At 71.9% G+C, this 12,726-nt stretch carries 13 protein-coding genes; 7 read left to right on the top strand and 6 right to left on the bottom strand.

Annotated elements, in window-relative coordinates; translation table 11 throughout:
* Positions 1–62 precede the first annotated feature (62 nt).
* Positions 63–1,199 (bottom strand): iron uptake system protein EfeO, encoded by a 1,137-nt coding sequence (efeO, locus tag B9S57_RS24035; RefSeq protein ID WP_103517685.1) that lies wholly within the window; start codon positions 1,197–1,199, stop codon positions 63–65.
* 214 nt (positions 1,200–1,413) lie between these two features.
* Between efeO and B9S57_RS36485 the strand changes: the two genes are divergently transcribed.
* Both B9S57_RS36485 and B9S57_RS24025 read left to right on the top strand, forming a co-directional pair.
* Positions 1,414–1,620: a hypothetical protein gene (locus B9S57_RS36485; protein WP_181011448.1), complete on the top strand. Its 207-nt coding sequence runs from the start codon at positions 1,414–1,416 to the stop codon at positions 1,618–1,620.
* Between the two features lie 91 nt (positions 1,621–1,711).
* The gene (locus B9S57_RS24025; protein ID WP_103517684.1) at positions 1,712–2,428 is read left to right on the top strand and encodes a PhzF family phenazine biosynthesis protein; all 717 of its coding nucleotides are present in this window, start codon (positions 1,712–1,714) and stop codon (positions 2,426–2,428) included.
* A gap of 15 nt (positions 2,429–2,443) precedes the next feature.
* Here the strand turns inward: B9S57_RS24025 and B9S57_RS24020 are convergent, their stop codons facing one another.
* Positions 2,444–3,112 (bottom strand): heme oxygenase (biliverdin-producing), encoded by a 669-nt coding sequence (locus B9S57_RS24020; protein ID WP_103517683.1) that lies wholly within the window; start codon positions 3,110–3,112, stop codon positions 2,444–2,446.
* A 168-nt stretch (positions 3,113–3,280) separates the two neighbouring features.
* On the bottom strand, positions 3,281–4,138 hold the full coding sequence (gene map / locus B9S57_RS24015; RefSeq protein ID WP_103517682.1) for a type I methionyl aminopeptidase: 858 nt from the start codon (positions 4,136–4,138) through the stop codon (positions 3,281–3,283).
* A gap of 58 nt (positions 4,139–4,196) precedes the next feature.
* Here map and B9S57_RS24010 point away from each other — a divergent pair, with 58 nt between their 5' ends.
* Complete coding sequence (locus tag B9S57_RS24010) at positions 4,197–4,421, top strand: hypothetical protein (protein WP_103517681.1); 225 nt, start codon at positions 4,197–4,199, stop codon at positions 4,419–4,421.
* Between the two features lie 18 nt (positions 4,422–4,439).
* On the opposite strand, the gene B9S57_RS24005 is transcribed toward B9S57_RS24010, so the two are convergent.
* The gene (locus B9S57_RS24005; protein WP_103517680.1) at positions 4,440–5,042 is read right to left on the bottom strand and encodes a hypothetical protein; all 603 of its coding nucleotides are present in this window, start codon (positions 5,040–5,042) and stop codon (positions 4,440–4,442) included.
* Positions 5,043–5,194: 152 nt separating this feature from the next.
* Between B9S57_RS24005 and npdG the strand changes: the two genes are divergently transcribed.
* Together npdG and B9S57_RS23995 are read left to right on the top strand one after the other, a co-directional pair.
* Positions 5,195–5,917 carry an NADPH-dependent F420 reductase gene (gene npdG / locus B9S57_RS24000; protein ID WP_103517679.1) on the top strand — a complete coding sequence of 241 codons (723 nt, stop codon included), beginning with the start codon at positions 5,195–5,197 and terminating at the stop codon, positions 5,915–5,917.
* Positions 5,918–5,997: 80 nt separating this feature from the next.
* On the top strand, positions 5,998–6,183 hold the full coding sequence (locus tag B9S57_RS23995) for a hypothetical protein (protein ID WP_103517678.1): 186 nt from the start codon (positions 5,998–6,000) through the stop codon (positions 6,181–6,183).
* Positions 6,184–6,191: 8 nt separating this feature from the next.
* Here the strand turns inward: B9S57_RS23995 and B9S57_RS23990 are convergent, their stop codons facing one another.
* The gene (locus B9S57_RS23990; RefSeq protein WP_103517677.1) at positions 6,192–7,004 is read right to left on the bottom strand and encodes a site-2 protease family protein; all 813 of its coding nucleotides are present in this window, start codon (positions 7,002–7,004) and stop codon (positions 6,192–6,194) included.
* A gap of 125 nt (positions 7,005–7,129) precedes the next feature.
* Here B9S57_RS23990 and B9S57_RS23985 point away from each other — a divergent pair, with 125 nt between their 5' ends.
* Complete coding sequence (locus tag B9S57_RS23985) at positions 7,130–10,453, top strand: BTAD domain-containing putative transcriptional regulator (protein ID WP_103517676.1); 3,324 nt, start codon at positions 7,130–7,132, stop codon at positions 10,451–10,453.
* 5 nt (positions 10,454–10,458) lie between these two features.
* Here B9S57_RS23985 and B9S57_RS23980 read toward each other — a convergent pair whose 3' ends face one another.
* The gene (locus B9S57_RS23980; protein ID WP_103517675.1) at positions 10,459–11,310 is read right to left on the bottom strand and encodes an ABC transporter permease; all 852 of its coding nucleotides are present in this window, start codon (positions 11,308–11,310) and stop codon (positions 10,459–10,461) included.
* 242 nt (positions 11,311–11,552) lie between these two features.
* Between B9S57_RS23980 and B9S57_RS23975 the strand changes: the two genes are divergently transcribed.
* Positions 11,553–12,726: IS110 family transposase (locus B9S57_RS23975; RefSeq protein ID WP_103514727.1), on the top strand; the 1,174-nt coding region annotated here is incomplete at its 3' end.

The raw sequence follows: 12,726 nt of genomic DNA, 5'->3' as shown, positions 1-12,726 counted from the left end.
CGTGACGGGGCGGGGGCGACGTCCCTGTCCGTGTCCTGCGCTTCGGTCATGACCGGCCCCCGTTACTTGGTGACCGCTGCGGCCAGCTTGGACAGCGGTTCGGCGAGTGCGTTGACGGCGTCGGAGAGCTCCTTGCGGTCCGCCTCGCCGACCTTGTCGTACGAGGTGAAGTCGTAGGACGCCTTGTCCGTGCGGTACTTGTCGAGCAGCGTGTTCAGGGCGGCGAACCGCTTGTCGAGCGAGTCGGTCAGCGCGGCGTCGTTCTTCGAGGCGACCGGCTTCAGGAGCTCGTAGGACTTCTCCGCACCCTCGACGTTCGCCTTGAAGTCGACGAGGTCGGTGTGGCTGTAGCGCTCCTCCTCGCCGGTGACCTTGCCGGTGGCGACCTCGTCGAGGAGCTCCTTGGCGCCGTTGGCCATCGACGTCGGTGTGATGTCGGCCCGACCGACCCGCTTCTGCCAGTCCAGCAGGTCCTTGTAGAGGGTCGGCGCGAGCGCCTTCTCCTCGGGGCCCAGCTTGCCGTCCTGCCACAGCGCCTTCTCCAGGCGGTGCCAGCCGGTCCACTTCTGGCCGTCCTCCAGGCCGTCCTCGCGGACGTCGACCTTGGGGTCGATGTCGCCGAAGGACTCGGCGACCGGCTCGGTGCGCTCCCAGCCGATGCGGGAGTCGGCGTACGCCTTCTTCGCCGCCTCGACGTCGCCCGCGGCGACGGCGTCCGTGAAGACCTTCACCTTGGGCAGCGTCTGGTCGGCCTGGGCCTGGACGTAGGTGCGGTAGCCGGCGACGGCCTCGTCCATCTCGGGGCTGCGGGCGGCCGCCTTGCCGCCGGTGACCTCGACGGTCTGCCGGATGCCGTCGCCCTTCATGCCGGGCTTGCAGGCGATCTCGTACGAGCCGGCCTTGATCTCGGCCGTGATCTTCGCCTTGGTGCCCGGGCCGATGTTCTCCCGCTCGGTGACGATCCGGTCGTCCGGGAAGAGGACGTAGACCTCGGTGACCTTGGACCCCTGGTTCTCCACGGCGAGTTCGACGTGGCCGGCGGGGATCTTCTTCGTGGACACCTCGCAGGAGTCGTCCTTCGCGATCACCTGGACGGCACCGTCCCCCTTGCCGTCGCTCTTCTCGGCGCAGCCCGTCACAGCGGTCAGAGCGGCCACCGTCGCGGCAGCGGTGACGACGGAGAAACGAACGGCTTGCATAGGGGCTCCACGGGAAAGGTTCGGAACAGCGGGTGAGGCGGCCTTAACTTAGCCGAGCCTTACTTAACTTGTACCCGCCTTTGCTGTGATTCGGGTCTCATCGGGGCATCTCGGAAACAACCTGGTCACGGTCCTCCCACGGGAAACCCACAGGAAGGTCAAGGGAGGGTCAAGCAATCCTTTTCGGTACGACGAGCGGCACCCCGGTCCGCGGGTGGGGGAGCGCCTCGACGGGCTGCCGGTACGCCTCGCCGAGCAGCGTGTCCGTGAACACCTCGGCGGGCGGCACGGCCGGCGGTTCGAGCTCCCTCGCCTCCACGGGCGCCGGCCTCCCGACGGCACCCTGATCACCGCCTCCGGTGTCGTCGTGGCCGCCGGCGCGGGCGTGGTGATCGCCGCGCGCCGCCGCCGCACCGTCTGACCCCGTCCCCGGGGAACAGGGGCCGTACCGGCATGTCGTGCCGGTACGGCCTCTGGCGTGAGGGGGTGCCGGGCGGTGCTTGAATGGCCCGGTGAACGACTACGACGTACCCGCGGGCATCGACGTGCTGCGCGTGTTCTGCGGCCCGGACGGCCGGCACGGCAACGCGCTCGGCGTCGTACGCGACGGGCGCAGGTACCCCGACAACGAGTCCCGGCAGGCGCTCGCGCGGAAGCTCGGCTTCAGCGAGACGGTCTTCGTGGACGACCCGGAGCGCGGCACCGTCGACATCCGCACCCCCGGACTGCGGCTGCCGTTCGCGGGGCACCCGCTCGTCGGCGCCGCCTGGCTGCTGGACCTGGAGGTCCTGGAGCTGACGGTGGGGGACGTGACCGCGCGCCAGGACGGCGAGTTCACCTGGATCACGGCCCGCCCCGAGTGGGTGCCGCCGAGGACGCTGGAGCGGTACGCCTCGGTCGCGGAGGTCGAGGCGCTGACGGGGCCGCCGCCCGGTGAGGGCTGGCTCTACGTCTGGGCCTGGGAGGACGAGGCCGCCGGCCGGGTTCGGGCGCGGGCCTTCCCGCGCCGCCCTGGTGAGTGCGGCGACACCCGCTCCGGTGGAGCCGGGGCTTGCAGCGGGGTGATCGACGAGGACGAGGCGACGGGCGCCGCGGCCATGCTGTTGAGCGCGGAGCTCGGCCGCGCCCTCAACATCACACAGGGACGCGGCTCCCAGATCCTCACCGCACCCGCGCCGGACGGCACGATGGAGGTCGGGGGCCGCGTCCTTCTGGTGGTCGCGTCCTGATCCGGGCGCCCGGCCCTACGCGCTGAGCGGGAAGACCTCGCCGAGGTCGCGGAAGACGGCGGTGTTCAGCGCGAAGGCGCGCTTGCACTCGTCGACGATGCGCTGCTTCTCCAGGTCGTCGGCGTTCACCGCGTCCAGCAGCTCGCGGTAGCCCCGCTTGAAGGCGGCCGGGTTGGGGATCTGCTCGAACACGTAGAACCGCACCCCGTCGCCCTTGCGCTCGAAGCCCCAGGTCTTCTCCGCGGTGGAGCGGATGATCTGGCCGCCCGAGAGGTCCCCGAGGTAGCGGGTGTAGTGGTGGGCGATGTATCCGGCGGGCCACTCGCGGGCGCACTCGGCGACCCGTGCGGCGTACGCGGCGGTGGCGGGCAGCGGCTCCAGGCCCACGCGCCACCCCTCGCCCCGCAGATGGGTGAGGTCGCGTTCCAGCTCGGCCGCGCGCATCAGCTCCGGCTGGACGAAGGGTCCGGCGACCGGGTCCTCGCTCAGGGTCTCCGCGCCGTCCTCCAGTGCCCGGTAGACGAACCACAGCTGCTCGGTGTAGCGCGCGTACGCCTCCACCCCGAGGCGGCCGCCGAGCATGTCGCTCATGAAGGTCGAGGACTCGGCCTCCGTGTGCTGCTCGTGCGAAGCGGTGCGGATCAGGGTGGAGAAGGGTGTGGTGGTGGTGGCGGTCGAGTCCAAGGCGGGCCTCCGGGGACCGAGGGGACGGGGAAGTCCGGACAGAACGTGCATACCGGCGGCATCGGTGCACGCCGCCGCGCACCGATAGGCTGATCCTCCTGCTTAGGCTTGCCTAAGTCAACAGGTTCCCGACCACCTGTCGGCAAGAGCGGCCGTCCCGAGCGCGTCCTACGGCAGCGTCAGGATCTCCGCTCCCGTCTCGGTCACCACCAGTGTGTGCTCGAACTGCGCGGTCCGCTTCCGGTCCTTCGTCACCACGGTCCAGCCGTCCTCCCACATGTCGTAGTCGTGGGTCCCGAGCGTCAGCATCGGCTCGATGGTGAAGGTCATCCCGGGCTGCATCACGGTCGTCGCGTGCGGGCTGTCGTAGTGCGGGATGATCAGACCGGAGTGGAACGAGGAATTGATCCCGTGACCGGTGAAGTCCCGCACCACCCCGTAGCCGAACCGCTTCGCGTACGACTCGATGACGCGCCCGATCACATTGATCTGCCGCCCGGGCCGCACCGCCTTGATGGCGCGGTTCAGCGACTCCCGGGTGCGCTCCACGAGGAGGCGCGACTCCTCGTCGACGTCACCGCAGAGGTAGGTGGCGTTGTTGTCGCCGTGCACACCGTCGATGTACGCGGTGACGTCCAGGTTCACGATGTCGCCGTCGCGCAGCACGGTCGAGTCCGGGATGCCGTGGCAGATGACCTCGTTGAGCGAGGTGCAGAGCGACTTGGGGAAGCCCCGGTAGCCGAGCGTCGACGGGTACGCCCCGTGGTCGACCATGAACTCGTGCGCGACCCGGTCGAGTTCGTCGGTGGTGACCCCCGGGGCGATGTGCTTGGCGGCCTCCTCCATCGCCTGGGCCGCGATACGGCCCGCGATCCGCATGCGCTCCACGGTGTCGGGGTCCTGGACCTCCGGCCCGGTGTACGGAGTGGGGGCGGGCTTCCCCACGTACTCGGGACGCCGGATCCTTCCGGGGACGGAACGGACGGGAGTGATCTCCCCTGGTGCGAGAAGCGACTGGCCAGACATGTCAGCGAGTCTAACCAGCGCACTCGGGGCACCATGGCAACGAGGAAAGGATCCCGCAATGGCCCTGTTCAAGAAGCGCACGGTGGGCAAACCGGGCGAGTGGTACTACTGCCTGGAACACAGATCGGTCGAGGAAGGCCCCGAGTGCCCGGGGAAGGACCGCTTCGGCCCCTACGCCACCCCGGGGGAGGCGCAGCGCGCGATGGACACGGCGCGTGAGCGGAACCTCGAGTGGGAGAACGACCCGAAGTGGCACGACCGCCCGGAGGAGCCGACGGAGTAGAGAGGCCCCGGTGCCCCGCTACCAGCGTGCCGGTGGCGGGGCGGTCAGCTGGTCCGCCAGGCGGGAGAGGCGGTCGCGGAAGGTGCGGCGGCCCCGGGGCGACGGGGCGCCGTTCTCCCCGGCCGCCGCGCTGACCAGGTGCTGCACCGTGTCCAGGTCGACGTCGTCCTCGTCGCGGACCGTCAGCGCCTCGTGGGCGAGTCCCCGTACCTCGGGGTCGCCGCCGTCCAGCGAGAGCACCGTGGCGCCCGCACGGCGCGCGTCGTGCACGCGTTCCAGCAGGCCCCCGTCCGGGCGCTCCGGCGCCACCACGAGCAGCGTCTCACCGCGTCCCGCCGCCTCGATCCGGCCCAGACCGACGGCCAGGTGCGCCGGGTCGTCCGGCTCCACCCGGTGGCGTACGAGCGTGGGCCGCAGCTGCGGCAGACCCGACCAGGTGGACTCGTCCACCAGGTGCGCGGCCATGTGCCACGGCTCGTAGACCTCGGTCCCCACCAGCAGCAGCCCGCCGCCCCGCGGGACGACCGAGGACCGCAGGGTCCGGGCGAACCCCCGGGCGGCCGAGAGCCACTCCGTCCCGGCGAGCACCTCACGCAGCAGCGCGACACGTACGGCATCCATGGCCCCGCATCATGCCGCCCGCCCGGCCCCCCTGACCGCCGGACCGCGGACATCCACCCGAACGGGAACGGCGCGCCGCTCCGCGCGTGAGGTGGGTCCCGGCGCGACGAGACGAGGGACCCGCCTTCCTACCTGGCAGTAGGGTCGGCGCCATGACTACGCATGACAGTGGAAGCGCCCCCGACTCCGCCCCCAAGCCCCCCGCCAAGGACCCCTGGGACCTCCCCGACGTGTCCGGCCTGACCGTCGGCGTACTCGGTGGAACGGGCCCCCAGGGCCGGGGCCTCGCCTACCGTTTCGCCCGCGCCGGACAGAAGGTCGTCATCGGCTCGCGCGCCGCCGACCGCGCCGAGGCCGCCGCCGCCGAGCTGGGCCACGGCGTCGAGGGCGCGGACAACGCCGAGTGCGCGCGCCGCAGCGACATCGTGATCGTCGCCGTGCCGTGGGACGGCCACGCCAGGACGCTCGAGTCCCTGCGCGAGGAGCTCGCCGGCAAGCTCGTCGTCGACTGCGTCAACCCGCTCGGCTTCGACAAGAAGGGCGCCTACGCCCTGAAGCCCGAGGAGGGCAGCGCCGCCGAGCAGGCCGCCGCGCTGCTGCCGGACTCCCGCGTGACCGCCGCCTTCCACCACCTCTCGGCGGTGCTGCTCCAGGACCAGGCGATCGAGGAGATCGACACCGATGTCCTCGTGCTGGGCGAGGCCCGCGCCGACACCGACACCGTGCAGGCGCTCGCGAGCCGCGTCCCGGGCATGCGCGGCATCTTCGCCGGCCGCCTCCGCAACGCGCACCAGGTCGAGTCGCTGGTGGCCAACCTGATCTCCGTCAACCGCCGCTACAAGGCACACGCGGGGCTGCGCACCACCGACGTGTGAGCCCGTGCCGGGAGCCGAATCGGGCATGGGGGACACTGGACGGGACCGCGCACCATCCCCGGACAGGAGCACCAGCCCTCATGCCCCGCCTCGCTTTCTACGCCATCGCCGTCTGCGTCCTCGCCGTGGCCGCAGCCGTGATCTCCTTCGTCCAGGGCAGCATCCTGCTGGGCGTCGTCTGGGTGCTGCTGGTCGGCCTCTCCTCGAACATGGCGTGGTTCTACGTGCGCAGGCACCGGATGGAGTCCCGCGCCGAGGCCGCCTGAGGCGCCGGTCAGCGGATCAGTGCGCAGCCCGGGTCCTGGTCGCCGAACCACTCCTGCCAGAAGCGGTAGGTGTCGAGCCCGCAGTACGTCTCGACCTCGCTGACCCCCAGGCCCCGCAGCAGCGCGTCCACCGCGTCGAAGAAGACGCCGTTGACCTCCGGGATCCACAGGAGCGCGAAGACCGCGATCAGCCCGAAGGGTGCGAACGGCTCCACCTGGCGCCGGACGCCGTACGAGAGCCAGGGCTCGATCACGCCGTAGCCGTCGAGCCCCGGGACCGGCAGGAAGTTCAGGATGGCCGCCGTCACCTGGAGCAGTGCCAGGAACGCCAGCGCGAGCCGGAAGGTCAGCGGGACGCCGTCCAGGGCGCCCAGCCAGAACGGCGCCGTGCACACGACGGCGAAGAGGACGTTCGTCAGGGGACCGGCCGCCGAGATCAGGCTGTGCTTCCAGCGCCCGCTGATGCGGCCCCGCTCGATGTAGACCGCCCCGCCCGGCAGGCCGATGCCGCCCATGATCACGAACAGCACCGGCAGGACGATGCTGAGCAGGGCATGGGTGTACTTCAGCGGGTTGAGCGTCAGGTACCCCTTCGCCCCGATCGAGATGTCGCCGCTGTGCAGCGCGGTGCGCGCGTGCGCGTACTCGTGGAGGCAGAGCGAGACGATCCAGGCCGCGGTGACGAAGAGGAAGACCGCGAAGCCCGTCTGCTCGGCGAAGTCCGTCCACACCGCCAGCCCCGAGACGGCCATGACGGCGACGATCCCGAGGAAGATCGGGCTGACCCGCCGGTCGCTGGGTCGGCGGAACGCGGTGGTCATCGACGGCACTCCTGGAGGGGCTGGACAGCGGTTGGAGCCCCCGAGCGTACGGGTGACACGGCGAGAACGTCTCACAGTCCGGTGGTAGTTCCTCGGCAGGCGGAGCCGTCACGGACAATGGGCGCGTGCACTACGGCATCCTCGGTACCACCCGCGCCCTCCGCGCAGACGGCACGGCCGTCTCCCTCGGCGGGGCGCGCCTGCGCGCCCTGCTCACCGTGCTCGCGCTGCGCCCCGGGCGTACGGTCCCGGCCGGGGCGCTCGTCGACGAGGTGTGGGACGGCGACCCGCCCGCCGACGCCCCGGGAGCCCTGCAGGCGCTCGTGGGCCGGCTCAGGCGCGCCCTGGGCCGGGACGCGGTCGAATCGGCGGCGGACGGCTACCGCCTCGCCGCCGACCCGGACGCCGTGGACCTGCACCGCTTCGACCGGCTCGTGGGGGAGGGCTCCCGGGCGCTGGAGGCCGGTGACGCGGTGAAGGCGGCAGCGGTCCTCGACGAGGCGCTCGCCCTGTGGCGCGGACCCGCTCTCGCCGACCTGCCGGACCGCGCCGTGGCAGCGGCCCGCTGGGAGGCCAGACGCCTGGAAGCCCGCAGGACCCGGACCGAGGCCGCCCTCGCTCAGGGCCGCGCCGGCGAGATCCTGCCGGAACTCGCCGGGCTCTGCGCCGACCACCCACTGGACGAGCCCCTTCAGGCCCTCCGCATCAGGGCGCTGCGGGACACCGGACGCACCGCGCAGGCGCTCTCGGCCTACGACGAGGTGCGCACCCTGCTCGCCGACCGGCTCGGGACCGACCCCGGCCCCGCACTGCGCGCGCTGCACGCGGAACTGCTGCGGCAGGACGCGCCCGCCCCGGAGCCCGCTCCCGCCGCCCCTCCCGTGCGTCGGGGGAACCTCCGGGCCCGGCTCACGAGCTTCGTCGGGCGTGATGCCGACATCGCCGCCCTGCGCGAGGACCTGACGGGGGCGCGGCTGGTCACCCTCCTCGGCCCCGGCGGCGCGGGCAAGACCCGGCTGTCCCAGGAGGCCGCCGAGTCGGCCGCCGCGACCTGGCCCGACGGGGTCTGGCTGGCGGAACTCGCCCCGGTCGACGACCCGGACGCGGTCCCGGAAGCCGTGCTCAGCGCCCTCGGCGCCCGCGAGACCGTGCTGCGGGGCGCCGGCGCCGAAGGGCTCCGCGCCGTCGAACGGGGATCCGAAGGAGGCTCAGGGGACGCCTTCGCCCGCCTGACCGAGCACTGCTCCGGCCGGCGCATGCTCCTGCTGCTCGACAACTGCGAGCACGTCGTCGGGGCCGCGGCCCGGCTCGCCGACCATCTGCTCGCCCACTGCCCCGGGCTCACCGTCCTCGCGACGAGCCGTGAGCCCCTCGGCGTCCCCGGCGAACTGGTGCGCCCTGTCGACCCGTTGCCCGATCCCATGGCCCTGCGCCTGTTCGCGGACCGAGGGGCCGCCGCCCGGCCCGGCTTCCGGGCCGACGCCGACGAGGAGACCGCGGCGGCCTGTGCCGAGATCTGCCGGCGCCTCGACGGGCTCCCCCTGGCCATCGAACTGGCCGCGGCCCGGTTGCGGATGCTCGGCCCCCGCCAGATCGCGGACCGGCTCGACGACCGTTTCCGGCTGCTGACCAGCGGGAGCCGCACGGTGCTGCCGCGCCAGCAGACCCTGCGCGCGGTCGTCGACTGGTCGTGGGACCTGCTGGACGAGGACGAACGCGCCGCGTTGCGCAGGCTGTCCGTGTGCGCCGGCGGCTGCGGCCTCGCCGCGGCCGAGGAGGTCTGCTCCGCGCCCGGGGCGGCCCTGGCCGACGCCCGGGACGTGCCGCTCCTGCTCGGTTCCCTCGTCGACAAGTCCCTGGTGGTCGCCGCCCCGGACGACGATGGCGACATGCGCTACCGGCTCCTGGAGACCGTCGCCGAGTACGCCGCCGACCGCCTCGACGAGGCGGGGGAGCGGGCCGCCGCCGAGCGCCGCCACCTGGTCCACTACAGGGAGCTGGCCCGCACCACCGATCCCGGACTCCGGGGCTCCGGGCAGCTCTCCGCCATCCAGCGCTTCGAGCGCGAGTACGAGAACCTGCGCACCGCCCTTCGGCGCGCCGTCGCCGCCCGCGACGAGCAGGAGTCGCTCTGCCTGGTGCTCTCGCTGGCCTGGTACTGGCAGATGCGTGACCTGCGCGCCGACGCCCTGCACTGGGCCGAAGCCGTCTCAGCGCTCGGCCCCGATCCGTTCGGCGCGTCCGCCGTCACCGCGCCCTCGCTCACCGAACGGTGCACCGACGCACCGCCGCCGATGGGTCCCGAACTGCTCCAGGAAGCGCGGCGCCAGGTGGCGCTGCTCGAGATGGCCAACGTGGACCATGCGATGGACTTCTGGGCGAACGAGGCCGGCATGGAACGCCTGAGGACCATCGCCGCCACCTACCGCGCGGGCCAGCCGCAGACCTGCCGCAGCCTGGGCACGCTCTGGTTCTTCGCCGTCATGCTCACCGGAGAGGTCTCCGACGTCCGCGGACTGCTGGACGAGACCGTCCGCACCGCGCGAGGGCTCGGTTACGACTGGGAGCTCGCCTCCGTGCTCCAGATGCGGGCCAACGTGCTGGCCAACCGCGCCGACTGGGCGGGGGCGGCCCACGCGGACGCCGACGAGAGCCTGGAGATCTTCGGCCGTCTCGGCGACGACTGGGGGGCGGCCGAGGCGCTCTCCGCACGCGGCGAGGCCAACGAGAAGACGGGCGACCACACCCGGGCCGCCGAGGACTACCAGGCCGCGATCGCCTACGCGGAGAAGATCGGTGCCCGGGCCCAGGTGCTGGTGCTCCGCACCCGGTACGCCGCCGCGCTGACCGAACTCGGGCGCGGTGGCGAGGGCGAGGTCATCCTTCGGGAGGTGCTCGCCGAGGGACGGCACGCGGGGCACGAGGCGACGGCGTTCGCCCGGTTCTTCCTGGCCATGTCGCTGGGCATGTCCGGCCGCACCGCCGAGGCCCGTGAGCAGCTCACCGTGTTGCGGACGGACTTCAGGTCAGGGGCCGTCGGCGTCTTCGAGGCCTTCGTGATGGGCGGTCTGGCCTGGCTGGACAACCAGGACGGGCTGTACGCGGACGCCCTGGCCCGGAGCCGGGAGGCGCTGGCACGGGCCGACGACCGGTTGTCGCAGATGGTGGCGCCGGAGATGCAGGTGCTCTACCTGTTCTCGGTGGCGCGGGCGCTGGGAGGGCTCGGGGGCGAGCACCGGGCCGCCCTCGCGGCACGGCTGCTGGCGGCCGGCCGGGCGCTGCTGCCGGTGGGGCACGTGCCCACGTCCATGGCGCGGGCCGACTGCGCGGCGGCCGAGGAGCTGGCCCGCGGCGTGCTCGGGGACGCCGCCTACGAGGCCGCGTACGCCGAGGGCGATGGCCTCTCCCAGGAGGAGGCCACCGCCCTCGTCGAGGCGTACCGGGACTGATTCCGTCAGGACGCCTTGCGGAACTTGGACACCGCGAGCGGGGCCATCACCGCGGTGAGGACCAGGGTCCAGCCGAGCGTCAGCCAGACCGAGTTGCCGAGCGGGCCGCCCATCATCAGTCCACGGGCCGCGTCGGCCAGGTTGGAGAGCGGGTTGTAGTCGGTGAACGTCTGGAGCCAGCCGGGCATCGTCTGGGTCGGGGCGAAGATGGAGGAGCCGAACTGGAGCGGCATCATCACGATCATCCCCATCCCCTGGACGGCCTGGGCCGTCTTCATGGTGAGTCCGAGCAGGATGAAGATCCACATGATGGCGGCGCCGAAGGCGGCGGCCAGGGCGATCGCCCCGATCAGCCCGAGCACCGACCCGTGGAGTTCCATGCCGAGCGCGAAGCCCATGCCCAGCAGGATCAGCGTGGCGACGGTCATCCGGCCGAGTTCGACCACGATCTTGGCGATCAGTACCGAGGACCGGGCGATCGGCATGGTGCGGAAGCGGTCCATGACCCCCTTGCGGAAGTCGTCGTTGACGCCGGAACCGACCGCCATGGCGATGTTCATGCCCATCATCGCCATCAGCCCGGGGATCAGGTAGTTCAGGTAGTCCTGACGGTCGCCGCCCATGCTGCTGCCGACCGAGCCGCCGAAGACGTAGACGAACAGCAGCACGAAGATGACCGGCATCAGGAGCGCGTCGAACATCGACTCCGGATCCTTCTTGATCTGGAGCAGGTTGCGCCGCACCAGGGCGCCGATGTGCCGCAGGTTGTTCCGCAGCCCGATCCGTCCCTCGTCGTGGAGGACCGTGGCGGTTGCGGCCGCGTCGGTGGGGGCGGGCGTCAGAGTCGTCGTGCTCATTAGAGGACCATCCCTTCTGCAGCCCTCTTCGGTAGGGTTGTGACCTCTCGGTCCCGGTGGGTGCATGGCCAGTAGTGCGAGCCGTTCGACGGCCAGCATGAGTTCCGCCAGCCCCGCCGGGCCGAGGCCGTCTGATCGGCTTCAGGGACACGCCCCGCAGAGGGCCGATTAATGAGCTCCCGGCAGACGACCTCACCACCACCGGGCAGGTGCTCCGTCGACGTCACAGGAGTACTTCTTTCGTGTTCATCGGATGGGACTGGGCGACCGAGACCCATGACGTCACCGTCATGGACGACGCCGGAAAACGCGTGGACCGGTGGGAGTTCGCCCACACCGAAGAGGGATTCGCCAGGACCCTGGCCCGGCTGGGGAAGCACGGAGCCCCGGCGGATCTGCCCGTGATGATCGAGACCAGCCGCGGCCTGGCCGTGGACCGGCTGCTGGTTGCCGGCCACCCGGTGGTGCCCGTGCATCCCAACGCCTTCCACGCCATGCGCCCGCGCTGGGGCGCCAGCAAGGCCAAGACCGACGCGGGCGACAGCATGAAACTCGCCGACTACCTGCGCACCGACGGCCACTTGCTGCCCCGGCTGGAGCCCACCGAGCAGGCCACCCTCGATCTGCAGGCCCTCACCCGGACCCGCGCCGACCACGTCGAGGCCCGCATCGCGGCGGTCAACCAGCTTGCCGCGCTGCTGGACATGCACTGGCCCGGAGGCAAGGCCGTGTTCGCCAACCTCGACAGCGACATCGCCATGGCCTTCCTGGAGCGCTACCCCACCCCGGCCTCCGCCGCGAGGCTTACCGCCGGACGCCTCGAAGCCTGGTGCAAGCGCCACGGCTACTCCGGCAGGAAGCCCGGAGGTGTCCTGATCGAACGCCTGCGGACGGCCCCGAAGGCGGCCTCCCGCCTCAGCGAGGCAGTCGTCGAGCAGCTGGTCCAGGTCCAGGTCCAGCTGGTGAAGGGCATCCGCACGACCATCCGCACGCTGGACAAGACCATCGCCGAGGCGGTCGAAACCCACACCTACGCGCCGCTGTTCGCGACGATGCCGCGCATCGGCAGGGTCAGCCTCGGCCAGATCATCGGTGAGATCGGCCCGCTCCTGGAACGCGCCCGCACCAGCGAGCAGCTCATCGCCGAGGCCGGGGTCGTCCCCGTGACCCGAGCGTCGGGCAAGTCCCGCACCGTCGCCTTCCGCTTCGCGACCAACCGCAGAGCCCGCGTCGCCCTGACCGCCTTCGCCGACAACAGCCGGCACGGCAGCGACTGGGCCGCGAAAATCTACAACGACGCCCGAGCCCGCCAGAAACGACACCCCCACGCCATCCGCATCCTGGCCCGCGCCTGGCTTCGCGTGATGTGGGCCTGCTGGCGCGACGGCACCTGCTACGACCCCGCCATCCACCAGG

The organism is Streptomyces sp. SM10 (assembly GCF_002910915.1).
Taxonomy (GTDB): domain Bacteria; phylum Actinomycetota; class Actinomycetes; order Streptomycetales; family Streptomycetaceae; genus Streptomyces.
The sequence above is the reverse complement of the archived record's forward strand: the minus strand, read 5'-3'. Positions and strand labels throughout refer to the sequence as shown.